General features: G+C 44.7%; 22 protein-coding genes. 16 read left to right on the top strand and 6 right to left on the bottom strand.

Annotated features, from left to right (window positions below; genetic code table 11):
- The first annotated feature begins 291 nt into the window (after positions 1-291).
- The gene (gene leuA / locus BMX69_RS17235; RefSeq protein ID WP_054790201.1) at positions 292-1,959 is read left to right on the top strand and encodes a 2-isopropylmalate synthase; all 1,668 of its coding nucleotides are present in this window, start codon (positions 292-294) and stop codon (positions 1,957-1,959) included.
- Between the two features lie 62 nt (positions 1,960-2,021).
- Here leuA and BMX69_RS17230 read toward each other — a convergent pair whose 3' ends face one another.
- The gene (locus BMX69_RS17230; protein ID WP_025230072.1) at positions 2,022-3,029 is read right to left on the bottom strand and encodes a LacI family DNA-binding transcriptional regulator; all 1,008 of its coding nucleotides are present in this window, start codon (positions 3,027-3,029) and stop codon (positions 2,022-2,024) included.
- A 237-nt stretch (positions 3,030-3,266) separates the two neighbouring features.
- On the opposite strand from BMX69_RS17230, the gene BMX69_RS17225 reads away from it, so the two are divergent.
- The 5 genes from BMX69_RS17225 to BMX69_RS17205 all read left to right on the top strand — a co-directional run bounded on the left by BMX69_RS17225 (position 3,267) and on the right by BMX69_RS17205 (position 9,082).
- The gene (locus BMX69_RS17225; RefSeq protein WP_416388656.1) at positions 3,267-4,355 is read left to right on the top strand and encodes a Gfo/Idh/MocA family protein; all 1,089 of its coding nucleotides are present in this window, start codon (positions 3,267-3,269) and stop codon (positions 4,353-4,355) included.
- 1 nt (position 4,356) lies between these two features.
- Positions 4,357-5,271, top strand: coding sequence for a sugar phosphate isomerase/epimerase family protein (locus BMX69_RS17220; RefSeq protein ID WP_100043030.1), 915 nt, complete (start codon positions 4,357-4,359; stop codon positions 5,269-5,271).
- A 58-nt stretch (positions 5,272-5,329) separates the two neighbouring features.
- Positions 5,330-6,454, top strand: a complete 1,125-nt coding sequence (locus BMX69_RS17215; protein WP_174715227.1) for a substrate-binding domain-containing protein — start codon at positions 5,330-5,332, stop codon at positions 6,452-6,454.
- Between the two features lie 77 nt (positions 6,455-6,531).
- Entirely contained in the window at positions 6,532-8,031 is a 1,500-nt protein-coding gene (locus BMX69_RS17210; protein ID WP_100043029.1) for a sugar ABC transporter ATP-binding protein, read from the top strand.
- Between the two features lie 4 nt (positions 8,032-8,035).
- Positions 8,036-9,082, top strand: a complete 1,047-nt coding sequence (locus tag BMX69_RS17205; RefSeq protein WP_100043028.1) for an ABC transporter permease — start codon at positions 8,036-8,038, stop codon at positions 9,080-9,082.
- 279 nt (positions 9,083-9,361) lie between these two features.
- Here BMX69_RS17205 and BMX69_RS17200 read toward each other — a convergent pair whose 3' ends face one another.
- The 4 genes from BMX69_RS17200 to BMX69_RS17185 form a co-directional block, all read right to left on the bottom strand.
- Positions 9,362-9,949, bottom strand: a complete 588-nt coding sequence (locus BMX69_RS17200) for an accessory gene regulator B family protein (RefSeq protein ID WP_100043027.1) — start codon at positions 9,947-9,949, stop codon at positions 9,362-9,364.
- A gap of 32 nt (positions 9,950-9,981) precedes the next feature.
- The gene (locus BMX69_RS17195; protein WP_054790204.1) at positions 9,982-10,131 is read right to left on the bottom strand and encodes a cyclic lactone autoinducer peptide; all 150 of its coding nucleotides are present in this window, start codon (positions 10,129-10,131) and stop codon (positions 9,982-9,984) included.
- Between the two features lie 141 nt (positions 10,132-10,272).
- Complete coding sequence (locus tag BMX69_RS17190; protein ID WP_054790205.1) at positions 10,273-11,583, bottom strand: ATP-binding protein; 1,311 nt, start codon at positions 11,581-11,583, stop codon at positions 10,273-10,275.
- A gap of 2 nt (positions 11,584-11,585) precedes the next feature.
- Positions 11,586-12,338: a LytR/AlgR family response regulator transcription factor gene (locus BMX69_RS17185; protein WP_100043026.1), complete on the bottom strand. Its 753-nt coding sequence runs from the start codon at positions 12,336-12,338 to the stop codon at positions 11,586-11,588.
- 193 nt (positions 12,339-12,531) lie between these two features.
- On the opposite strand from BMX69_RS17185, the gene glf reads away from it, so the two are divergent.
- From glf to BMX69_RS17150, 7 genes are all read left to right on the top strand, one after another.
- On the top strand, positions 12,532-13,632 hold the full coding sequence (gene glf, locus BMX69_RS17180; protein ID WP_025230065.1) for a UDP-galactopyranose mutase: 1,101 nt from the start codon (positions 12,532-12,534) through the stop codon (positions 13,630-13,632).
- 109 nt (positions 13,633-13,741) lie between these two features.
- Positions 13,742-14,719 carry a glycosyltransferase family 8 protein gene (locus tag BMX69_RS17175; protein WP_100043025.1) on the top strand — a complete coding sequence of 326 codons (978 nt, stop codon included), beginning with the start codon at positions 13,742-13,744 and terminating at the stop codon, positions 14,717-14,719.
- A gap of 12 nt (positions 14,720-14,731) precedes the next feature.
- Positions 14,732-15,613: a glycosyltransferase family 2 protein gene (locus tag BMX69_RS17170; RefSeq protein WP_054790208.1), complete on the top strand. Its 882-nt coding sequence runs from the start codon at positions 14,732-14,734 to the stop codon at positions 15,611-15,613.
- 27 nt (positions 15,614-15,640) lie between these two features.
- On the top strand, positions 15,641-16,561 hold the full coding sequence (locus BMX69_RS17165) for a glycosyltransferase family 2 protein (protein WP_100043024.1): 921 nt from the start codon (positions 15,641-15,643) through the stop codon (positions 16,559-16,561).
- Positions 16,562-16,582: 21 nt separating this feature from the next.
- Entirely contained in the window at positions 16,583-17,689 is a 1,107-nt protein-coding gene (locus BMX69_RS17160) for a DegT/DnrJ/EryC1/StrS family aminotransferase (RefSeq protein ID WP_100043023.1), read from the top strand.
- A 69-nt stretch (positions 17,690-17,758) separates the two neighbouring features.
- On the top strand, positions 17,759-18,724 hold the full coding sequence (locus BMX69_RS17155) for an ATP-grasp domain-containing protein (protein WP_100043022.1): 966 nt from the start codon (positions 17,759-17,761) through the stop codon (positions 18,722-18,724).
- A gap of 208 nt (positions 18,725-18,932) precedes the next feature.
- A complete protein-coding gene (locus tag BMX69_RS17150; protein WP_054790212.1) occupies positions 18,933-19,919 on the top strand; it encodes a glycosyltransferase family 2 protein in 987 nt (328 codons plus the stop codon).
- A gap of 80 nt (positions 19,920-19,999) precedes the next feature.
- Here BMX69_RS17150 and BMX69_RS17145 read toward each other — a convergent pair whose 3' ends face one another.
- Entirely contained in the window at positions 20,000-21,451 is a 1,452-nt protein-coding gene (locus BMX69_RS17145) for a L,D-transpeptidase (protein WP_054790213.1), read from the bottom strand.
- Between the two features lie 153 nt (positions 21,452-21,604).
- Here BMX69_RS17145 and BMX69_RS17140 point away from each other — a divergent pair, with 153 nt between their 5' ends.
- The 3 genes from BMX69_RS17140 to BMX69_RS17130 all read left to right on the top strand — a co-directional run bounded on the left by BMX69_RS17140 (position 21,605) and on the right by BMX69_RS17130 (position 25,170).
- Positions 21,605-23,047, top strand: coding sequence for a lipopolysaccharide biosynthesis protein (locus BMX69_RS17140; protein WP_100043021.1), 1,443 nt, complete (start codon positions 21,605-21,607; stop codon positions 23,045-23,047).
- Between the two features lie 120 nt (positions 23,048-23,167).
- A complete protein-coding gene (locus BMX69_RS17135; protein ID WP_242941285.1) occupies positions 23,168-24,475 on the top strand; it encodes a lipopolysaccharide biosynthesis protein in 1,308 nt (435 codons plus the stop codon).
- Positions 24,475-25,170 (top strand): glycosyltransferase family 2 protein, encoded by a 696-nt coding sequence (locus BMX69_RS17130; protein WP_054790281.1) that lies wholly within the window; start codon positions 24,475-24,477, stop codon positions 25,168-25,170. The genes BMX69_RS17135 and BMX69_RS17130 overlap by 1 nt, the downstream gene beginning before the upstream one ends.
- Positions 25,171-25,185: the final 15 nt, after the last annotated feature.

Here is a 25,185-nt window from a genome sequence, read left to right as displayed (position 1 = left end):
AAAAAGACTTACAACAGAAAATTAATTTTTCTGTTGTAAGTCTTTTTTAGTCGTGCTATAATAACATAACACTTTACCGTGACACACTGTCAGAGTACGGTATGTGATTTCAATGCAAAGGAATGATGATAGATGGGGTTAGACCTGTAAAAACCACGTTGTTCATTGTCAAAAGATACAGCGTGATTTATCGACTCCAAAGCCTGTGTTAAGTTTTTTCTGTTTCAAGAACAGATTCGGCAATCCGCCGGACAAAGCAGACGATTACATAATTATGGAGGAGATAAAAACATGTTGAATTATCAAAGATATAAAAGAGTACCGGTAGTCACCTATCCGGAAAGACAATGGCCGTGCAATGAGATTAAGAAAGCGCCGATCTGGTGCAGCGTTGATTTAAGGGATGGAAACCAGGCCCTTACGGAGCCCATGGTTGTGGAAGAGAAGATCGAGATGTTTGATCTCCTGATCCGGTTGGGTTTTAAGGAGATTGAGGTCGGTTTTCCGGCAGCTTCCCAGATTGAATATGATTTCTTAAGGCAGCTTGTGGAACGTAAGCTGATTCCTGATGATGTGGTCATTCAGGTTCTGGTTCAGTGCAGGGAGCATTTGATCAAGAGGACCTTTGAAGCCCTTCAGGGAGTTAAGAAGGCAATTGTGCATATCTACAATTCCACTTCAACTCTTCAGCGGGATGTAGTTTTTGGCAAGGGCCGGGAAGAAATCAGGGAGATCGCCGTAAAGGGTACGGAATGGGTGAAGCAGTATATGCAGGACTTTGATGGAGAAGTGGTTCTTGAATATTCTCCTGAGAGCTTTACAGGAACAGAGCTGGATTTTGCTTTGGATATTTGTACGGCTGTCCAGGAAACCTGGGGCGCATCACCGGATAAGAAAATTATCTTCAACCTTCCTTCTACTGTGGAGATGAATACTCCTAACGTTTATGCAGATCAGATCGAATGGATGAATACTCATTTCAAGGACCGTGACAGCATTATTTTAAGCGTTCACCCCCACAATGACCGGGGAACCGGAATCGCAGCCACGGAGCTTGCTCTGCTGGCAGGAGCCGACCGGGTGGAAGGTACGCTTTTAGGAAACGGCGAACGGACCGGGAATGTAGATATTTTAACAGTCGCATACAACATGTTCTCTCACGGGATCAATCCGGAGCTTCACATTGAGAATATTCGTGAGATCGTTGACATATATGAGCGATGCACCAAGATGGAAGTGGAGCCAAGACATCCATATGCAGGAAAGCTTGTCTTTACCGCCTTTTCCGGCTCCCACCAGGATGCCATCAACAAAGGCATGCAGGCCATGCGGGATAGAAAGAATACTTACTGGGAGGTTCCTTACCTGCCCATTGACCCATCAGATATCGGCAGGCAGTATGAGCCTATCGTGCGGATCAACAGCCAGTCAGGCAAGGGCGGTGTTGCCTTTGTCATGGATACCTTCTATGGCTTCAAGCTTCCCAAGGGTATGCATAAGGAGTTTGCAGATGTGATCCAGGCGATTTCTGAAAAGCAGGGTGAGGTTGCTCCTGAGCAGATTATGGATGAGTTTAAGAGCAATTACACGGAGAAGAAAGAACCGATCCATTTCCGCAAAGCACAGATTACGGAAGCGGAAGATGATACACCGTTCTCAACAGCTGCAAAAGTCCGCTATACCGATCATGGCGTAGAGAAAGTCTTCGAGGGTGTTGGAAACGGACCTATTGATGCGGTACAGAAGGGACTTGAAAAAGAACTTGGCATTGAGATCCGGGTTCTTGACTACTACGAGCATGCCCTTGCTTCCGGTTCCGGAGCACAGGCGGCCTCCTATATTCACCTTTTAGATGTGAAGACAGGAAAAGCCACCTATGGTGTGGGAATAAGCTCCAACATTACAAGAGCGTCTATCCGCGGAATCTTCAGCGCAGTCAACCGGTTATTCTATTCATAAATAAAAGGGCCAGCCTTTGAGAAAAGGCTGGCCTTATTTTATGTTTTGACGGAAAACTTTAATCAGATTTTTGCAGTTGATTCCCTGATCACCAGTTCTGCGTCCAGGATCAGTGATTTTGGGGAGCTGGAGGGATTTTCCATCATTTCCAGGAGCATTTCACAGGCAGTATACCCAAGCTGCAGGCAGGGCTGGTTGACCGTTGTAATGGAAGGACAGGTCATAGTGGAAAATTCGATGTTATCAAAGCCCACCACCATGATGTCCTTAGGAACATTAAGTTTAAAACGCTTTGCCGCCCGGATGACGGCAGCCGCAAATATATCGGAGACCACAAAGAAGGCGTTGGGCCTTGGCTCACTGTTTAATAAACGGCAGATGGCAGCGTAGGCCATCTGGTAGTTGATCTCCGGAAGTTGTATGATCCAGTTTTGAGGGACAGAGATTTCCGCCTTTTTTAAGGCGCTCAAATATCCCTCCTGCCGCTTTACCGCATACTTAAAGCTTAAAGGCCCATTGATGAGGGCGATTTTATTGCAGCCGCAATGATAGAGATATCCGGTGGCCGCCTCTGCAGCGGAAAAATCGTCAATGCTGACATAGGGATATCCTGCGGCGTCTTCGTTGTATTCGCAGCACTGCACCAAAGGGGTGATGGCGCGTATCTGTTTTAAGTGTTCTTCCGATGCCCGGTTCAAAAGGATAGAACCGGCAGCATTGACCCGGTGGAGCAGATTGCAGAAATTGCGGATGGAACTCCGGTCCAAAGGTGATTCATTGATGAGCAGATGGCAGCCATGGGCTTTTGCCGAGACTCTGGCCCCTTTTATGACCTCCTGATAGAAAACATTTTCAATTCCCGGAATATTCAGAACGATCAGCGGTTGATCTTCAATGGAGGGCGGAGCGGTGGATTCAAAGGCATATCCAAGAGCGGCCATAGTGCTTTCTACCCGTTTGGCGGTATCTGCCTTGACCTGCTCCCTGTGATTTAACACGCGGGAGACAGTGGCCGGTGAAACTCCCGCCTGTCTTGCAATTTCTTCTATTGTAATTTTTTCCTGTTTCATTCCCCTGTTCTTCCTTTGCTTAGTTCTTTCTTTTGTTTATATCATGAGAGAGGCTTATTGTAAATATAAAGTTTTCATAGTTATGAAAAGTTTTCAGAAAATCAAGAGGGCAATTGTGCAGATTGATTATATTATCACAATAGAATCTGGATATAACATGGAAAAACTATTAATAACGACCAAAAACTTGAAAATAAAGCAAGAAAATGGTAAAATCACCTTGAAAAAATGAAAGAAATGAAAAGCAATATGAAAGCCAATCGGAAGAGGAAGGAACATGCTATGAAGGTAGGAATCATTGGGTGCGGAAGGGTCGCACAGACAAGACACATCCCTGAATACGGGGCGCATCCCGGAGCCCGGATTGCAGGCTATTATGATTTCAACGAGGAACGGGCAAGGGAGCTGGCTGCAGTTTACGGCGGAAAGGTATATGATTCTGCAGATGCTTTGCTGACTGACCGGGGAATCGATGCAGTAAGTATCTGTACGGCCAATCATACACATGCCGAAATTACCATCAAGGCCCTTCGGTCGGGAAAACATGTACTTTGTGAAAAGCCCATGGCTGTAAGCCTTGAGGAATGTAAAGCAATGGTACACGCGGCGGCTGAGAACAACCGGCAGCTGATGATCGGACAAAATCAGAGATTTGCCAAAGCTCATGTACGGGCAAAGGAGCTTCTTTTAGCAGATACGATCGGAAAGGTCCTCACATTTAAGACCACATTCGGGCATGGCGGGCCGGAAACCTGGAGCATCGATGGGGCTAACAGTTGGTTTTTTGATAAAGATAGGGCTTCCATGGGAGCCATGGCTGATCTGGGAGTTCATAAAACGGATTTAATCCAATATCTTCTGGGCCAGAAAGTCGCAGCTGTGATTGCCCAGCTGCTTACTCTGGATAAGAGATACGAGTCAGGAGAGCTGATCGGCGTGGATGACAATGCCATCTGCATCTATGAGATGGAAGATGGTGCCATAGGTACCATGACAGCCAGCTGGACTTATTATGGCAGGGAAGATAATTCTACAGTTCTTTATGGGACGAAGGGGATCATGAAGATCTATGACGATCCGGAACATTCCATTTCCGTGGTTTTGAAAAATGGGGAGCAAATATTATACGATATTGATAAGATACAGACCAATGACAATCAGACAAAATCCGGGATTATTGATGCATTTGTGGATGCTCTGGAGGCGGGGACAGAGGTGCCGGTCAGCGGGGCTGATGTATTAAGCGCCATGGAAGCTGTGTTTGCCTGCCTGGAGTCTGGCAGGGAAAAACGAAGGATCGTTATCGGGAAAAAGGGGGAAAGATAGCATGAAACTGGGATTTGTCAGTGCAATTCTTGGTGAATGGACTTTTGAGGAAATGATCGATACGGCGGCAGCTATGGGTTTCCAGTGTGTGGAAGTGGCTTGCTGGCCCCAGGGAAAAGCAGAACGCAGGTATGCGGGAGTCAGCCACATTGACGTGGCCGGTTTAACAGAGGAAAAGGCGGAGTACATAAGAAACTACTGCAAAGAACGGAATGTGGATATTTCCGCTCTTGCTTTTTATCCCAACGTAATGGAAGAGGCTGAGGAAAAAAGGCAGGACAATATTTCCCATCTTAAGAAGGTGATTGATGCCAGCGATGTCCTGGGCGTTCGTCTGGTGACCACATTTATCGGCAGGGACCAGACAAAGACCGTGGAAGAGAACTTAGAGCTGGTGAAAGAAATATGGCCGCCCATTCTTGCCCATGCAGAGGAAAAAAATGTGCGGATCGCCATTGAGAACTGCCCCATGCTGTTTGGCAGGGAGCAGTGGCCCGGCGGGCAGAACCTGATGACATCTCCGGCGAACTGGGAAAAGATATTTGAGATTCTGCCCAATGAAAATCTTGGCATCAATTATGATCCTTCCCATTTTGTCTGGCAGATGATGGATTATATTAAGCCTCTTTACCAGTTCCGGGATAAGATTTTTCACGTCCATTATAAGGACATTAAATTGTATGAGGATGAGTTAAAAAAGGTGGGGACCATGGCATATCCCCTGGATTATATGTCGCCAAAGCTTCCCGGCCTTGGGGATGTGAACTGGGGAAAATATGTCAGCGCATTAACGGATATCGGTTACAACGGCTTCACCTGCATTGAAGTTGAGGACAGGGCGTTTGAGGGCTCCAGGGAAAAGATCCTTGACAGTCTGAAACTGTCTAAGAAATATATGGACCAGTTTATCATTTAGGTTAAAGCAGCAAAAATGCTTTGATAGAGAAGGAAAATGTAAAAGGAGGATCAGCAATATGAAAAAAGCAGCAGCAATTATTTTGGCGGCATTGGTGGCGGCAGCAGGAACTGCATGTTCCCAGGTAAAACCGGCAGACACCACAACAGCGGCAGCAAAGACAGAGTCAACATCAGCGGAAACTGTGAAAGATACAGAGGCCGTAAAAGAAGGTACTCATATTTATGTTCTGACCGTACCAGAAGATCATGGCTGGACCGGTTCTGTAGCTACCTTTGCAAAACAGAAGATCCAGGAAGTAAATGAAAACGGCACTTACACCTCGGAACTCATCACCTCAGCCAATGCGGCAGAGCAGATCCGGAACATCGAGGATATCGTTTCCAAAGGAGAAAAGAACATTGCAATGGTCATCCAGCCCATTGATGATACGGTACAGTCTGCGATTCAGGGCGTGATCGATGCAGGAATTCCCTATGTGGCATTTGACCGGATCATTGACGGTGTTGCCGGTAAGGCCGTGTCCAATGTAAAAGGCGACAATTCCGGCATCGGCGCAGGTGCTGCCGCTTATTTTGTTTCCCTGGGACTTACACCGGGAGAGCCGATCTACGTTTATGAAGGCGACACTTCTTCCGTTACCACACTGCGGGATGAGGGCTTCACCAAATACTTAACAGGGGAACTGGAATTTGGCGGAGAAGTCATTAATGCAGATAAGAAATGGAGCCAGGATGACTTAAAATCCATTACATATTCCGGAGCAATGAACTGGAGCCGCTCAGACACAAAAACATCCTTTGAATCCCTGATGGGAGACAGTAAAAACGCCAAGATCAAATGGTTTTATGCAGAAGATGATGAGCTTGCCATGGGAATCTTAGAGGCTCTTTCCGGAGGCGGAATTGATGAGGCAACCAAGGATACCTTCCTTTCCGGCAAACCGGTTATCACCGGCTGTGGCGGACTTGACGAACTGTACGAAGTACTCCGGGGAAAATCCTATGAGGATATCGTATCAAAATGCGGAGGCATCATGTCAGTAACCTACAGCCCATCTATGATTCAGACAGCGATTGAAGATATGGTTGATTACCTGGATGGAAAACAGGTGACCCAGGATCATGTGATCGCCTGCGAAAATGTAACATCAGAAAATGTAACTGAGTACCCATCCTTTTAGAAATAATGGTCTGAGGGACAAAAGGGGCCGTTCATCACTTTCGGAACGGCCCCTTTTATAAAACCGGAGGTTGAGAGATGAGTTTATTGGAAATGAGTGGGATCAGCAAGGCATTTAACGGAGTCCAGGTACTAAAGGGGGTCCGCTTAACCGTCGAACAGGGGGAGGTTCATGCCCTGCTTGGAGAAAATGGAGCAGGGAAGTCGACTTTGATGAACGTGCTGACAGGAGTATTTCCCAAAGACAGCGGAACCATTGCATTTGACGGAAAAGAGATCGATACCATCACCATCAGACAATCGGAGGAACTGGGAATTGCCTTTGTCCATCAGGAACTGAATCTGTTTAACGATTTAAAGGTCTATGAAAATATTTTTCTGGGGAAAGAATATCAGAACAGGCTTGGAAAACTGAACAAACAAAAGATGATGGAAGAAACGGAGAGGTTATTCCATGAACTGGGAGTTGACATAAATCCAGGTGAGCTGGTGGCGAATTTAAAGACCAGCCAGAAGCAGATGCTGGAGATCGCAAAGGCGTTATTTTTTAAGGCAAAGCTGTTGATCTTAGATGAACCCACCACTTCCTTAAATAACGAAGAAGTAAAGCATTTGTTCAGCATTGTCAATCATTTAAAAAAGACAGGAACCTCCTTTATTTTTATTTCCCACAAAATGCCGGAGATTTTTGAGCTGGCTGACCGGTATACTGTATTTCGTAATGGTGAGTTCATAGGAGACGGTGCCATAGATGAAACGACTCCGGAAGAGGTAACAGGGCTCATGGTAGGAGAGAATTATTCTGCCGGTGAGGTCTATGAAAAGAGAAAGCCCGGTGAGGTGGTTCTGGAGCTCCATGATTTTTCAGGGCCTGGATTTGAACAAGTGTCCCTGCAGGTCAAAAAAGGCCAGATCATCGGACTCACCGGACTTCAAGGCTCCGGAAGCAGCGAGCTGATGCAGTGCATGTTTGGGGTTACTGAGGCTATATCAGGAGAAATGAAGGTCAGGGGAAAACGGGTGCCCTCCCATTCGATCCATAAAGCCATGGAAGCAAACATCGCCATGCTGGCGTCCAACCGAAAAGAAAATTCTGTCATCCCGGACATGAATCTGCTGGAAAACATGTACCTGGCGGAGCATACCTTATCGGCACGCAAGCCTCACATTCAAAAACGGAAGGAAGAAGAGCGGTTTGAAGCGTTTAAGACCCTGTTAAATATCAAGGCAAGAAGCAGCTCAGATTCCATTCTATCCTTAAGCGGCGGAAACCAGCAGAAGGTATTTATTGCCCGATGGCTGAATACGGATGCGGATATTCTGCTGTTTGATAATCCTACTCAAGGCATCGACGTAGGAGCCAAGGCTGAGATTTATAAGCTGATACTGGAAATGGCAAAAAAGGGAAAGACCATACTCATCAATACCCTGGAAATACCGGAGATCCAGAAGGTAGCAGATTTCTGTGCTGTTTTTTACAACGGAAGAATGATCAAAATTCTGGAGCACGATGAAATCAATGATACTACGGTCATGCTGTATTCTACAAATGCTGTGAACCAGGAAATAGGAGGATAAAGAAATGAAGGCAGGAGAAAAGAAAAACGGAGTGTCCCTTGGGGTTCTATCCAAATGGTGCGGGGAATTCAGTTTTATTATCGTATTTGTACTGATCTTTTTGGTATATGCCCTCACCAGCAACGGGCTGACCTGGAGCGGCACCATGAATATTTTCCGCCATTCGGCAGTGGTGGGAATCATTGGTCTGGGAATGGGACTGGTATGTATGACCGGGGAAATCGATTTATCGGTAGGTTCCATGCTGGCATTAAACAGCGGACTGTCGGTCATCATGTTTAATATCACAGATCATATACTGATGACATTATTGTTTGCCCTTTTATTCGGTGCGGTCTGCGGCTTGATCAACGGCCTGCTGGTGGGATACATAAAAATGCCGGCCTTTATTGTTACTTTAGCGACCATGCTGATCTTCCGTTCCTTTGCCCAATATATCTGCCAGCATATCGATAAGGCTCTGGCAGGAGGCGGAAGCAGCGTATACCGGATGATCAAAGAACTGTCCTCTTATCAGCCGTTTTACGGCCTTGGAAACGGAAAGATCGTTACCGTTCCCATTGTGGGACTGATCCTGATTTTAATGACAGCTTTATTTGTTTATATAACGACTAGCACCAAGTATGGAAAAAAGGTATATGCGGTGGGAAGCAATGCGAAGGGAGCACAGATGGCGGGGATCAATGTGAGCCTCATGAAGGTTTCCGTATTTGTTCTTGCAGGAATCCTGACAGGGCTTGCCTCCTTTTTATGGGTGGCCATGAATGCCTCTTCTGACCCGGCCACAACCGGAAGCAGCTATGAAATGTATGCCATTGCGGCAGTTGTATTAGGCGGCATCAGCATGTCCGGAGGAAAGGGCAAATGCCTGGGAATCTTATTTGGAGCCATGTCTTATACGATCATTGACAAGATCATCGTTGCACTTAAGATGGATTCTCTCATCAACGATGCAATCAAGGGTATCATCCTGATTCTGGTGATCGTGGTTCAGATCATAGGGCCGAGGATCAAGGAAAGGCTGACAAGGCATAATGAAAAGGTCTCATAAGCATTATTAACGATGATAAGAGCAAAGGAAGGGGATTTGTTGATCATACCAGTGGGGAAACTGGTGTCATCAACAAATTCCCTTTTTCCATCCGGCAATTTTGCCTGGACGTTCCTACAAAAAACCGGGAGTTCGAAAGAAGAATTTGTTTTTCCCGGTGACTTTATCATAATATATCAAAAATATAGCTGGTGAAACTTTGTTAAAAAATATATAAGTATTAAAAGAAAGGTTTATTTTTAAAATTATGTGATATAAAAAAGGGTTCCCAAAAGTAAACTACTTTTGGGAATCATGTTCATCTCTCAATTTTCTTCTTTGTTTTTCTATGAATATTGCAATCGCCGAAATTACAATTCCACAAATCAACATTTTGCCGATATAATCTTTATTTAATCCCCAAACTCCCCCTATTAATACACCAAGAACTATGATAACCACTCTGGTCTTTTTTTTGTAATATTCTATTTCTGACCGGCTCATGATTTTTCCTTCGTTATCGATAGGAGCATTGAAGTAGATAATGACAGAAGCAGCCAGCAAACATATAATATAAACCTTATCGCTAAAGTTTTGCCTGTAAAACAACAAGCCAGAAAAAACCGTCAAACATGATACAAAGTAGCAGCCTATTCTCGTCCTGGCATGATACCCGCCTGCATTTACCCGTATGGGATAAAAGGCGCACGCCATTACAAACAGATCAAAGACTTGCTGCATCATGACTGCAATGGTTATATAAGAAATGTAGTGTATTAATTTTAAAAGCAAACATTCTATTCCGAAATCATAGATATCCTGCTCTGATTCTAAAATAATACCATCTTTGACCATGCTTCTTGATATGTAACCAACTATTCTTCTCATTATTTCGTCGACTTATTACACATGAAATTTAACTAAATGTTCTTTTTAAACTTTGTAACGCTCTCAGGCATTTTAGGTTGATACCCAATACAAATACAGGCTGAGTTTGCCTCCTTCTTAGATGTGGATAATGCGGCCTTTGAAAGTAAAGTTAAAGCTGTTTCTTTGAAATTTTTCTTCATTTTAATCTTCCTTTCTTGTGTAATTTATAGTTATGTTTTAATTATAGTCAAATACCATTTGCTTTCAATATGTGAAGCACGAAAGACGATTTTTTTGCACGAAGTAGGCACTTCAACTGAAAACGTTCCGTCCGCTCATTCCTACATATTTATCAATACATTACACTGGAATATTCCGTTTTCACTGCTCAGATTCATAGAACCATCGTACTTTTCTACCGCGCGCTCAACATTGCTTAATCCGATTCCGTGATTTGCCCCCTTTTGAGACACCGGTCTGCCCTCATTCCATCTGTCGATGCTATTTGAAGTATTCTCAACTTTTATTGCTATCATTTCATAATAAGGGCTGATTTTTAACCTTATCCATGGAGATCCGTTCACTTGTGCACAGGCTTCTATGGCATTATCCAATAAATTACCAAAGATTGTAGTGATATCCATTGGATTCATGAAGCTTAAATCAACATTTCCTATTTCATATTGCAAATCAATATGTAGTTTTTCCGTGTTTTGTATTTTGTCATTTAAAAGAATATTTAAAATACCATTATTGGTTAGCTGTTGTGGGAGCAAAGGCTTTAAGATTGTATTGATCTCTTTAATGTAATTAATTGTCCCTTCTTTGTCATCTCCATGATACAGCCCTTCCATAACCGCTATGTGCTTGTCAACATCATGAAGTATACTAAGAGATTCCTGATGCTTCTTTTCCTGATGCAAATAATATTTATACTGCATAGTTGCCTGCTGTTCCAATAACTCCAGTTTTACCTTTAATTGATAATTATCTTCCATAAATCGTATGAAATATAAAAAATACATATCTGCAAATATAATGAATCCCATGTTGATTAACAGAATAAGACCCATACCTTCTCCCCTTATTTTCCCGAAGGAAACGCCTATTACAACCATGTTCATAAAACTGTAAATGGCAATAATAAAATGAAGTACATACTGTGATTTGGTAAATTTGACCTTTTCGTTTCTCCCCCATATTGGAGAAATAAAAGTATAATACATAAACAGCAAAACAAACATGGAAAATGTCATATTAAGAAACGTTTCCACCTCCGGCTCCAATGGAGGCATACGCATTTCCCAGAATATAAAATCAAGTAAGGCTACCCCTGCGGCTTCGCACACTGCAAATACCAATACCATAATTTCCGCTTCTAAAACCCTTCGCATCGGTTTATCAAAATCATCAAAATATAAGAAATAGCTTACCAAACCATATGAAATGACCCAACTCAGCATATTTACCAATGGCCGCTGCAATAAGTTGATGCCCATTAAAAATATACTGATGCCTGTTTGAACGAAAAAGTAGAACTGTTTATTATGAAATGCCTTTTTATGCCTGCTGCCCATAAATTGAAAAATGACTATAGTAGTAACCAGACACGAGACTATGATTCCGGATAAAAACAATATATTATTTTCCATAGTTAAATACTCCTGTGAACATAATTATTTAACTGCTCTTTAAAGGCAATTACCCGCTTTTGTGATAAGGGTAACCTTTCTCCCGTATTTAAATAGACCATATCTCCTTTTACTTTTGCCACATGTTCAAAATTTACAATCACTCCACGGTAGCAGGTTCCAAAGCCATATATTTCCATTCTCTGCTCCACATCTGTCATTGTCCCAATATATTCATACGTTTTTTTAATTGTTTTCACTCTGATTTTACGTGCAGTTTTTACATATTCAAAATAAAGAATCTTTGAAACCGATACATTAACTGCCGGGTATTCTTTTTCCCCGCTTTCACTTATTTCTGTTACATTTGACAATACAATCTCGATATCATTTCCTCGATCCAATCCTATGACCTGTACCAGCTCGCTGATATGATCTATTAATTGTTCCTTTTTAACAGGTTTCGGCAAATAGGCAAATGCATGTGCACGATTAATTGCATCACTGCAGTATCCGTTAAACCCTGTAATATAAATGATCCTGACCTTTCTGTTTTTCTGGTATAGCTTCATTCCCGCTTCAATCCCATTCATTCCTCCCATAGAAATATCCAGAAAGACGAAATCAAAGCTTACAGAGGAGGCTGTCAGATCCTCACCAGAATGAAACATTTGAATGCTGTAAAGAATTCCATGATCTTTCATAAATTCTTCTACAAGCTGTTTAATTACCGCAGCTTCATTCTGTTCATCATCGCAAATTGCTACTTTAAACATTTATCCATCCCCCTAAAGCTTTATTCTTTTGTATATAGCATGTATATCGGTATTTTACCTCTAATAAGTTAGGTTTGGCAATTAAATCACTTATATATTTATCCTCTTGAAGGAAATAAGCACATACATTTACTTTTCTAAATGGTTTTAGTATAATGTAGACAGTTTATAAACGAGACAGGAGAAGGAAACCATGAAAAAATATGATTATGTGCTGGTAGGCGGCGGCCTTTATTCCGGTGTCTTCGCATATTTGGCAAGGCAAAAAGGGAAAAAGTGTCTTGTGGTAGAGAAGAGGGACCACATGGGCGGCAACATTTTCTGCGAGGAAACAGAAGGAATCCACGTACACCGTTACGGAGCCCATATTTTCCATACCAGCAACAAGAAGGTATGGCAGTTTGTCAATGAGCTGGCAGAGTTCAACCGCTATACCAACAGCCCGGTAGCAAATTTCAAGGGTGAAATGTACAACATGCCCTTTAATATGAACACCTTCAGCAAGATGTGGGGAATATCCACCCCTGCGGAAGCAAAGGCAAAAATCGAAGAGCAGAAAGCTTCTGTAACCGGAGAACCCAGGAACTTAGAGGAGCAGGCGATCAGCCTTGTGGGCAGGGATATTTATGAAAAGCTGGTGAAAGGCTATACGGAGAAACAGTGGGGCAGAGACTGTAAGGATCTTCCTGCCTTTATCATCAAACGCCTTCCCGTTCGCTTTACCTATGACAACAACTACTTCAATGACTTATACCAGGGAATTCCCATAGGCGGATATAATGTGATCATTGAAAAGCTGTTTGAAGGCTGCGATGTGGAAATGGGAGTCGATTATCTGGAAAATAAGGAATATTATGATGGGTTAGGAGAACGGGTGATTTATACCGGAACCATTGATGCTTATTACGGATATCAGTTTGGAAAGCTGGAATACCGGAGCTTGCGGTTTGAAACCCAGGTAGTGGATACGGATAACTACCAGGGAGTGGCAGTCGTTAACTACACGGACCGGGAAACTCCTTATACCAGGATCATTGAGCATAAGCATTTTGAATTCGGAACTCAGCCTAAATCTGTTATAACCCGGGAATATTCGGTAGACTGGACCGAGGGCATGGAGCCCTATTATCCGGTAAACGATGAAAAAAATCAGGGATTATTCTTAAAATATGCAGCTTTGGCTGAAACGGAAGATCATGTGATTTTCGGCGGACGGTTAGGGGAATATAAATACTACGATATGGACAAGGTTATTGAATCAGCCATGAACCGGGCAGAAAAGGAATTGGGCTAATCCTGCATACAGGCATAGCTGTTTACTTTTTATAGCAGATATAGTACAATACTACGGAACCAGGGCTGGATTTTCCATGCCCTGATACGTACGTAAACTGGAGGAATCTATGAACGTTGTATACGCTTCCAACGATAATTATGCCAGGCATCTGGCCGTATCCCTTTATTCCCTTTTGGATCATAACAGGGACATGGGTGACATCCATATCTATGTTTTGTCCATGAGCCTGTCCAAAGAGACGAAAGAACGGCTTAAGTCCGTGGCAGATGGGTTTGGTCGGGAACTGACGGTCGTGGAGCTGGGAGATTTAAAGGAGCGCTTTTCCTATGAAGTTGATACGGGCGGTTTTGATTTAAGCATTATGGCCCGCCTGTTTATGGGAGAGGTTCTCCCGGAGGTAACGGACCGAGTGCTGTATCTAGACTGTGATACGGTAGTGCTGTCTTCCTTAAAAATGCTGTGGGAAAAGGATCTGGGGTCCTTCCTTTTAGGAGCGGTCATGGAACCTACCATATACCCTTCCATTAAGGAAGAAATCGGCCTTTTATCCGAAGCTCCTTATTTCAATTCCGGTGTTCTCCTCATTGATATGACCCGTTGGAGAGAGGAAAACGCCCAGAAGCAGCTTTTGGACTTTTACTGTTCCATGGGCGGGAAGCTGTTTGCAGGAGATCAGGATACCATTAATGGGGCGTTAAAGGGAAGGATAAAACCCTTATCTCCCAGATATAACTTTTTTACCAATTACCGATATTACCGGTACAGTCATCTGGTAAGGCTGTCTCCTGTGTATGGAAAGCTTGGGCAAAAAGGGTTCCGGGAGGCAAAAAAACATCCTGCGATCCTACACTTTATGGGGGATGAAAGACCCTGGAAAGAGGGAAATTTAAACCATTACCGCAGGGCTTATGATCATTATCTATCACTTACGCCTTGGGCCGGAACACCTAAGGAAAAGGGAAGCCGTCTTTATATGGCTGCTTATCACCTGATGGATTACGCCACCTTTTTATGTCCTGCCGTGAGAGACTTTGTGAGCATCAGGTTTGGGATGCGGGTAATCAATTCCAGAAAAGGTTCTTAAAGAGGAGCGGATATGAACATTAGCTGTATCATTCTTAATTATAATGATCCGGAAACCACCATAAGCCTGGTAAACTCCATAGTAAATTATAAAATCCTGGATTCTATCGTGATCGTGGACAACTACTCCACCGATGATTCCGTATCGAGGCTTCAGGCAGTTGCGGGCGGAAAGGTCCATCTTATCTCCACGGAAAGGAACGGGGGGTACGGATACGGCAATAATCAGGGGATCCGGTATGCATATGGGACGCTTCACGCTTCCCATGTGCTCATCGCAAATCCTGATGTTAAGGTTACAGAAGGATGTATACAGGCCATGAAGGATTCCTTTTTAAAGATAAGCAGGCTGGGAGTTGCGGCAGCAGTCACCAGGGATGGAGCGGGAGAGGTGGCGCTGTCAAGCTGGCGCATTAACGGCCTGATGGGTGATCTTCTGGATACTGGCCTTATTACAAGGCGTATTTTTGCCCGCTGGCTGAATGACCGGCCGGAACTTAAAGCAGATTTTGAAAAGGAGCGGTACGTTTATGTAGATGCTGTGCTTGGCTCCCTTTTTATGGCGGATATTAATGCTCTGATGGAATGCGGTCTTTATGATGAAGATGTCTTTCTTTACTATGAGGAAAAGATACTTGGATTTCAGCTTAAGAAAAAGGGATACGGGACGGTACTTCTTTTAAACCAGTCCTATATACACCTTCATTCCGTGTCTATTAATAAGAATGTGAAATCTATTTTAAAGAAGCAGGCAATTCTTCATGAGAGCAAGCTTCACTATTATAAAAACTATCTGGGGATCAACCGGTTCCAGGAATGTCTGGTAAAGGCTTTCCTGGCATTTCTCATGGCTGAAATCTGGTTTTTGACAAAGATCGTGGGATTATCCTGGTAGATAGAAACGTGGAAAGGGGGAAAATATATGGTTTCGGTGCTGCTTGCATCCTATAACGGAGAAAAATATATACGGGAGCAGCTGGAATCTATATTAAACCAGACGTTTTCCGATCTGTCCATCGTGATTTCCGACGATCTTTCTACAGACGGCACCCCTGCCATTATCCGGGAATATGAAGAACGATATCCGGGACGTGTGAGGAGCCTTAGGAACAGCGAAAGATCCGGCAGTGCCCAGAATAATTTCTTCCGCCTGCTTAAGGTGGTAACTGATGAGTATATCATGCTGTGTGACCAGGATGATGTATGGCTGCCGGATAAGGCAGAGGTCACCTTAAGGGAAATGAAGAAGCTGGAAACGGAATGGGGGAAAGCGGTTCCCCTTCTGGTCCATGGTGACTTATCGGTAACCGATAAGGAGGGCAGCATTCTTCACGAATCCATGGCGGAATACCAGAAAATCGCAGTTCATGATAACCGGTTCAGCCATTATCTGGTTGAGAATAATATCACAGGGAATACAGTCATGATCAACAAGGCATTTTTGGAGTTCCTGACCGATGTTCCCAGGGAATGCGTTATGCATGACTGGTGGCTGGGGCTTTTGGCAAGTTGTTTTGGAAGGATATCCTACATTGACCGACCCCTGGTCTTATACCGGCAGCATGGAGAAAATCAGATGGGATCCAAAAGCGGTAAGGAGCAGTATGCGGCGCGGATCCGGAATCAGAATGCGGTCCGGGAAAATTACAGGAAAATGTTTGTGCAGGCACAGATGTTTTTAAAACTCTATGGAAATGAGATGTCCAGTGAGCAAAGAGCGGTTCTGGAGCATTTTATCGGACTGCCCGAAAAAAACAGGGCGGTAAAGATATATACGATTTGGAAATTCAAATTAATGAAAAGCACCCTTATACGGACGCTGGGCCAGATGCTTTCCATCTGACCGGAAAATGGAGGATAACGCATGGACAACAAAGAGGACATATTAGTGACGAGGGCTTCCATGCCTTCCTATGAAGAATTTATAGAAGAGATCAAGCCGATCTGGGAAACTGCCTGGATGACGAATATGGGAGAATTTCATGAAAAACTGATGGAGCAGTTAAAGGAGTATTTAAAGATACAGAAGCTTCTTTTGTTTGTCAATGGACATATGGCTCTTGAAATGGCGCTCCAGGCCATGAATCTATCCGGTGAGGTGATCACCACCCCATTTTCTTTCGCTTCCACCACCCATGCCATTGTAAGAAATAACTTGACTCCCGTGTTCTGCGATATCCGGGAGGAGGATTATACCATTGATCCGGATAAGATTGAAGCAATGATTACGGAAAAGACGACCGCCATTTTACCGGTTCATGTTTATGGAAATATCTGTGATGTAGATAAAATTGAAAAAATCGCGAAAAAACATAATTTAAAGGTAATTTATGATGCCGCCCATGCCTTTGGTGTAGATGTAAATGGGAGAGGGATCGGGACCTACGGAGACGCTTCCATGTTCAGCTTCCATGCCACAAAGGTGTTTAATACCATTGAAGGTGGTGCTGTGACCTTTCAGGATCCATCCCTGGAGATCTTGTTCAATTATTTAAAGAATTTCGGCATCACCGGCAAGGAAACCGTAGAATATATCGGCGGTAATGCAAAAATGAATGAGTTTCAGGCGGCTATGGGTATCTGCAACCTCCGCCATGTGAATGATAACATTGAAAAGCGCAGGCTTGTGGCAGAACGGTACCGGGAACATTTGGCGGGAGTACCGGGAATCCGCCTGATGAATCCCAAAGAAGGGATCCGCCAGAATTATGCTTATTTTCCTGTTGCCTTTGACGGCTTTTCTTTAACACGAAATGAGGTATATGACCTGCTGGCCACGCACCATGTCTTTGCGAGAAAGTATTTTTATCCTCTGATCACTGACTTTGAATGCTATCGGGAACGGTTTTCAAATGTACATCTTCCTGTGGCAAAAAAAGCGGCAGACAGCGTACTGACCCTGCCCTTATATGCAGAACTTTCCCTGGATCAGGTCGACCGCATCTGCGCCATTATTTTAGGTGCCAGATAGGAGGAAAGGAAAGAGGAAGCCCCTTACAGGGATACCCATATGCCCTGGGTAACAGAGAGGAAGGAAATTATGAATACAGCATTGGTGACTGCAATTGGGTCGTTTTCAGCAGATATCGTTATAAAAAACTTAAAAAAAGGCGGTTTCCGGGTAGTTGGCTGTGATATTTATCCGGCAGAATGGATTGCGGATTCCGGGAATGTGGCATCTTTTTACCAGGTCCCCCTTGCTACGGACGAGAAACGGTATGTGAACTCCATACTGAAGATATGCAGGGAGGAACAGGCAAAAGTGCTGATCGTTCTCACGGATGTGGAGGTAGATGTGTGGAACCGCTACAGGGACGAACTGGCCCTTGCTTCGGTGACATTATGTCTGTCATCGGAGGAAACCCTTCTTCTGTGCAGGGATAAAAGGGAGCTGTACCGTTTTCTTAAGGAAAAGGGCATAGGCAGCCCCATTCCCACGCTGGAGCTTATGGAGGCTGACGCAGAGCGCCTTTCCTATCCTGCGGTTATCAAACCTTTTAACGGAAGAAGCAGTCAGGGGCTTCGCTATATACAATCCCTTGACGAGATGAAAGGCTTTCTGGAATGCGGGGACTCTGAGGGGCTGATCGTCCAGCCCTATTATCAGGGAAGCATCATTACCGTTGACGTGGTAAGGCAGGCGGAAACAGGAGAGAGCGTTGCCGTATGCCGGAAGGAGCTTTTGCGGACCCCGAACGGAGCAGGAACCTCGGTGCTGGTGTTTCTGGATCCGGTTCTGGAAGCAACGTGCAGGGATATAGCCAATGCCCTTGGTATCAACGGATGTGTGAACTTTGAATTCATTCAGACAGAGGATGGATCGTATCATATGCTGGAGTGTAATCCTCGTTTTTCCGGCGGCGTAGAGTTTTCCTGCCTGGCAGGATACGATTGTGTTACCAACCATTTAAGATGCTTTATCGGAGAGGCCATAGAACCCTTAAAAGGAATTACGGGTATGTATATTGCGAGAAAATATGAGGAATATATTATGGGAATTAAATAGCAATTCCCATAATCGGATGGACGGGCTAGAAAGCAGCCCTTTTATCTAACCTTGCGTTGCAAGTTCAGATAACTATAATATTATGGGAATTAAATAGCAATTCCCATAATCGGATGGACGGGCTAAAAAGCAGCCCTTTTATCTAACCTTGCGTTGCAAGTGAAGATAAGTATATTACAAAAGCAGATGCAGGAAAGGGCGGAGAGGAATGAGCGGCAGTTCAGAATCAAACATAATGGCCAGCATTAATTGTGTGACCTATAACCATGGAGCTTATATCAGGCAGGCCTTGGACAGCTTTCTCATGCAGAAGACGGATTTTGAATTTGAGATTCTGGTCCATGATGATGCTTCCACCGATGGGACGGGAGATATCATAAGAGAATATGCTGAAAAATACCCGGATAAGGTGAAACCCCTTATACAGACAGAGAACCAGTATTCTCAGGGAATCGACAATATCAGCGGAGCGTTTAATTTCCCCCGGGCCAGAGGAAAATACATTTTCATGTGCGATGGAGATGATTACTGGACGACACCGGATAAGATGCAAAAGCAGGTGGATTACATGGAGGCCCATCCGGACTGCACCCTTTGTATACACAGTGCAAAAATCGAACTGGTGGGAAAGGCTCTGACAGAAAAACAGATGCGTCCTTACAGGGAGAGCCGGGTCATCACCCCGGAGGAGATCGTAGATAAGCCTTCCGGTTATGCCATGTCCTCCATGGCGTTTCCCTCCCGCCTTGTGAAAGATCTTCCGGATTATTACGTGGATTGCCCGGTGGGAGATACTCCCCTGCAGATGATGGCGGCTGAAAAAGGGTACGGCTATTACATGGATCAACCTATGAGTGCCTACCGGGTGGGAGTAGCAGGCTCCTGGACCGTGGAAGGAAAAAGCGGGAATTACGCCCAAAAGCAGAAGATTTACTGGGAGCGGATGAAAACGGTGTATGAGGAATTTAACGTTGCCACAGAGGGGCGTTTAAAGGAAGCTGCAGATAGTGCGGCAAAACGGACTTATTATCATACCATGGTCAATACCAGGCAGTTTGAGGAGATCGTGAACCCGGAATACGCCAGATATTATAAAGAATTGACACCAAGAACCAGGTTTTTTATTCAGGCTGAGTACAGGACTCCTGGAGCTTATAGGCTGTTAAGGAAGATATTCCTGGGAAAGAAACGGTAAAGCGGCAAAAATATGGGCAGGATCCGGTATAATCCGTTTCCTGCCCATGCATTTTATTATGATAAAATTATCTGCCCAGGTTATCTTGCAATATTAGGGTCCGTAGGATCCCAGGTCTGGGTTTCGGGTATGATCTGTTCAATGGCTGGTCTCTCATAAGGGCCTGGAACCGGTGATTCGTAAATCGTAACGGTAGTTCCAATAGCACAGTGATCATATACCCACTTGGCATCTCCGGAGAGGAGCCGGACGCATCCCGCTGACTGAGCAATGCTCATATAATTATAAGTCATCGGATCCAGCGTCATATTGTTAGGTTTGCTGTACAGAATGGAATGAATTAAGAAGCCCTTCCAGATACGGGTTGCGTACTGGGTAAAGATTCCGTGATTCATATCCCTCCAGCGGTACTTTTCCGGAGTCTGGTATGTCCCAAGAGGGGTATCCGGTCCGGTGGAGGTCAAAAAGGATTTTAACGGAATAATAAAACCGTTGTTCCCATCTTTGGCGAAGATGGTCATGCAGTTCATGGATTTGTTGATGCTGATGAGGAATGGTCCCTTAGCGCCGATAATTGGCTCTAAGTCAGTGAGCATTTTTCCGGATTCGTCGAAATAATATTTGTAGCCGTCAAGATACTGCCAGCCGGTCACCGGATAGGAATCCTGGAAATAGTAACGTTCATTGCCTGCCCATGCCCAGCCGGTGAAGGATGTTCCATCTCCGTTAAAGTAACGGAGGCCGCCATCGATCAGCCGCATTCCGTCTGCGACGGCGGAAATCAGAGGCTTCTCCGTGGCATAAGGGAACTGGGAATTCTTGGTGTAAAAGGCCATTCTCAGCCCGGTTATGTAATGTCCGGTTCCCATGGTTCCTGTAGTGGTCCCATTCTTCGCCCAGTCCATGGTGGTCCCGTCTTCCAACTGTGCGGTATAGTAGAGATCGAACTGGTTATTCACATAACCGGAAAACCTCATCTGTACAGCTTCGATGTTTATGTCATTGGCATAGTTGGTAGTCTGCTGTCCGTTTAAAACCCATGGAGACCAGCCGGTGCTGGAGGTATAGGTCCGATAAAGCACATTTCCAACAATGTTGGTAAGAAAGGTGGACATTCCGTGAAAGCCCTGTCCGTTATTTGTGATCCATGCATCATTAACAAATGGCTGTGACCAGTTGCTGTCACCGACCATAACGGTAGTCTGGAGACGTGGGAAATTGGCCTTTAACGCTTCCTGAGCAGCTCTGGTAGCTTCATCTACCTCGCCGTCTTCGCCGCCGCCTTCCCCTTCTTTTCCAATGTCTATACCGGCATTTGCCAAAGCGTTTTCCGCTTCATCTGTAGTTACGCCTTCCTGCGTCTGGGTGTTCGTCTGCTTCTGATCTTCAGACTGCCCGTCGCTCTGACTGATGGGGACACCATTCTTAAATCCCGGTCCATATGCTTCATCTGCCCATGCAAGGGAGGCCTGTCCGGAAACAAGAGCAGCCGTCAGGCAGAGAAGCGTCAGGCTTCGTGTCAGTTTACGCATAATTTAAAACCTCCTGAATTCTAAAAATGAAAATTATATTCCTTTATACTCTAACACAAGTAAGTTCAAAATGCTATATACGATTTACAATTATTGGGGAATATAGTACAATAAGGCGTAAATGTAAATTGGTAAGCAAGGAGAAAAGCCAGTATGTACCAGGAAAACATGAAAAAAAAGGTCCTTTCCGGTCTGTTCTGGAAAGTGATGGAAAACGGAGGTACACAGGGGATTCAGTTCCTTGTTTCGGTTCTGCTTGCAAGGATGCTGACACCGGCAGAGTCCGGGGAAGTCATGCTCATCATGATATTTATCACCATTGGAAATGTGTTTGTCCAAAGCGGTTTTAATACCTCCCTGATCCAGAAACGGACGGTGGATGAGGCCGATTATTCCTCTGCATTTTATATCAGCGGAGCCATTGCTTTTGTTTTATATGTAATTCTCTTTTTCTCGGCTCCGGCCATAGCTTCTTTTTACGGACAGCCTGTTTTTACGACCGTGCTCCGGGTCCTTTCTGTGACCCTGTTTTTTGGTGCCGTCACCTCCGTGCAGTCTGCTGTGGTTGCCAGGAATATGGAGTTTCGAAAGCTTTGTCTGGCAAGCCTTTTTGCCGCCCTTTGCTCCGGTATCATAGGCGTATTTATGGCATACAGGGGACTGGGTCTGTGGGCCCTTGTCATGCAGCAGTTTTTCTACAGTTTTTTCTTAATGGTCATGCTGGTATTTCTGGTGAAGTGGAGGCCAAGGCTTCTGTTTTCCGTTAAGAAGGCGAAGGAATTGTTCTCTTATGGCTGGAAGATACTTTGTTCCGGTCTTATAGATACAGTATTTAATAATGTTTACGGGCTAGTCATCGGGAAATTATATAATTCCGCCATGATGGGGCAATACTCAAGAGGAAACCAGTTTCCTGCTCTGATTGCAAATAATCTCGGAGCGGCGATCCAGTCGGTCATGCTTCCTGCTTTTTCGGCCTGCCAGGAGGACAAGGAGACGCTAAAGCGTATGGTGAGAAGGTCCATTGTCACCAGCTCTTACCTGGTGTTTCCCATGATGGCCGGATTGATTGCCGTAGCTGAGCCTATGGTTAAGCTGCTTTTGACGGACCGGTATTTACCCTGTGTCCCCATGCTTCGGCTGTTATGCATCGCCTATGCAACCTGGCCCCTTCATGTGGCGAATTTGCAGGCTATCAATGCCATGGGAAAAAGCGAGATATTCCTCAAACTGGAAATAATAAAGAAGGCAGTCAGTATGACTGCGCTTCTGATCAGCATTCCCTTTGGGATTTATACCATGGTTGCTTTAAGGGCAGTAACCGATTTCATCTGTACCTTTATCAATGCCTATCCCAATAAAAAGCTTTTAAACTACAGCTTTTTTGAGCAGTGGAAGGATGTACTTCCTTCTCTTCTTTTATCAGCGGTGATGTGCCTCTTCGCATACGGAGTACAATATGTAATAGAAGGAACACTCTTAACCCTGGTTGTACAGATTCTGGTAGGAGTCGTTGTTTATGCAGGGCTTTCCTGGCTGTTCCGGCTGGAGGCTTTTTTGTACCTGTGCCGTATTTCCGGGATCACAAAAGAGTAGCGGGGTGGTTTTAAGTTTACTTTTAAAGCCGGATATTGTAGAATAAAGGGACATTGCGAGGAAATAACCGGTGGGTATATGATTATACCCCAAAACCGTGGACAAATAAGAGGAAAATAAATGGAACGAAAAAATGTGGCCTGGAATATGATCGGAAGCCTGGTTTATGCCGGTTCCAGCATGATACTCACGGCTCTGGTCAACCATCTCATAGGAACGGAACAGGGAGGGATCTTTGGCTTTGCATTCAGCACATTTGGGCAGCAGATGTTTTTGGTGGCCTATTTTGGCATGAGGCCTTTGCAGAGCACGGATACAAGCCAAAGTTATACGTTTTCCGAATATCGTCTGGCCCGGTTCACCACCTGTTCCATGGCAGTCATTTTTGGAATCTGTTATATCATTTTTAATACCCTGTCTCCGTCGGCAGGCTATACGGCTCAAAAAGCACTGGTAGTATTTTTGATGGTGCTTTATAAGGTGCTGGACGGGTTTGCCGATGTGTATGAATCGGAATTTCAGAGAAACGGGCGGCTGTATCTTACAGGACAGGCCATGGCATTTAGAACCCTGTTGTCAGTGTTTTGTTTTTTAGGGACCCTTGCTGTTACAAGGGAGCTTGTATTTTCCTGCGTGGTTGCGGTCCTGTCCCAGGGAGCAGGGATCCTGCTGTTTGATAAAAGAATGGCGGAGAATGTCCCCGGAATGGTGTTTACCAGAACACCCGGCAGGCAGTGGAAGCTTTTGCAGGACAGTTTTTTGCTGTTTTTATCCGTTTTTCTGGACGGGCTTATTTTTGCCATGGCAAAATATGCGGTGGATGCCCGGATGACTTCCACGGACAACGCTGTTTTTGTGGCAATTTTTATGCCGACCTCGGTCATTAACCTGGCTGCTAACTTTGTGATCCGCCCCTTTTTGACCAAGATGTCTTATCAATGGGAGGAACGGAACTTTATAGAATTGGGGACCTGCCTAAAGAAGCTTTCCGGAATCATATTCCTTCTTACGGTCATTGCACTGGCAGGAGCCTGGGCGATTGGGGTTCCTGTACTGGGAGCCATTTCCAATGTGGAGCTTAAACCGTATAAATCCGGGCTTCTTTTCATCGTGCTGGGCGGCGGTTTCTTTGCGGTTATGAATCTGTTTTATTATGTGCTTGTTATCATGAAAAAGCAGAAGGGAATCTTTTTTGGCTATGTACCGGTCTGCATCCTTTCCTTCTTTCTCTCTTTTTGGCTGGTAGGAGTGGGAGGAATCAACGGAGCGGCCTTCTCTTATATGCTGGAAATGCTGATTCTCATGCTTTGCTTTATGGGACAGGCGATCCATATTTTTATTACTGAGGAACGTCATGCAGGCATACCGTTACGCCCCGGAAACATGGGCGGTGCAGAGGTAAAAGAGAGAATGGAGCGGAAGAAATGATGGATAAGGTACTGGTAGTAATACCTGCATACAATGAAGCTTTAAATATTGAGCGCGTGGTAGGAGATGTCATTACGAACTATCCCATGTTTGATTATGTGATCATTAACGACGGTTCTACCGATCAAACAGCAGATATCTGCAGAAAGCATGGATGGAAGATCATTGACCTGCCCATGAATCTGGGGCTTGCCGGAGCGTTCCAGACCGGGCTTAAATATGCTCACAGGCGCGGTTACCGGTATGCCATACAGTTTGACGGGGATGGGCAGCACCGGCCGGAATATATCCTTCCCATGAAAGAGAAGATGGACGAGGGCTATGATATTGTTATCGGCTCCAGATTTATGACAGGGAAGAAACCCCATACCATGCGGATGCTTGGGAGCAGGCTCTTAAGCGGCTCCATCTGGTTTACCACTGGGGTAAAGGTCAGTGACCCTACCTCTGGTATGCGCATGTTCAGCAGGAAGATGATCAAGGAATTTGCTGATGGGTTAAATTATGGTCCGGAACCTGATACGATCTCCTATTTGATCAGCCAGGGGGCAAAGGTCGCGGAAATCCCTGTGATCATGGATGAACGGATTCTGGGAGAGAGTTATTTAAATCCGGTCAATGCGGCCCGGTATATGGGAAAGATGCTGTTTTCCATATTGCTGGTACAGAGTATCCGCATTAGGGACAGGAGATAAAGGAAGGGAGAACGA

The sequence above is a fragment of the Lacrimispora sphenoides JCM 1415 genome, assembly GCF_900105615.1.
GTDB lineage: Bacteria > Bacillota > Clostridia > Lachnospirales > Lachnospiraceae > Lacrimispora > Lacrimispora sphenoides.
The sequence above is the reverse complement of the archived record's forward strand: the minus strand, read 5'-3'. Positions and strand labels throughout refer to the sequence as shown.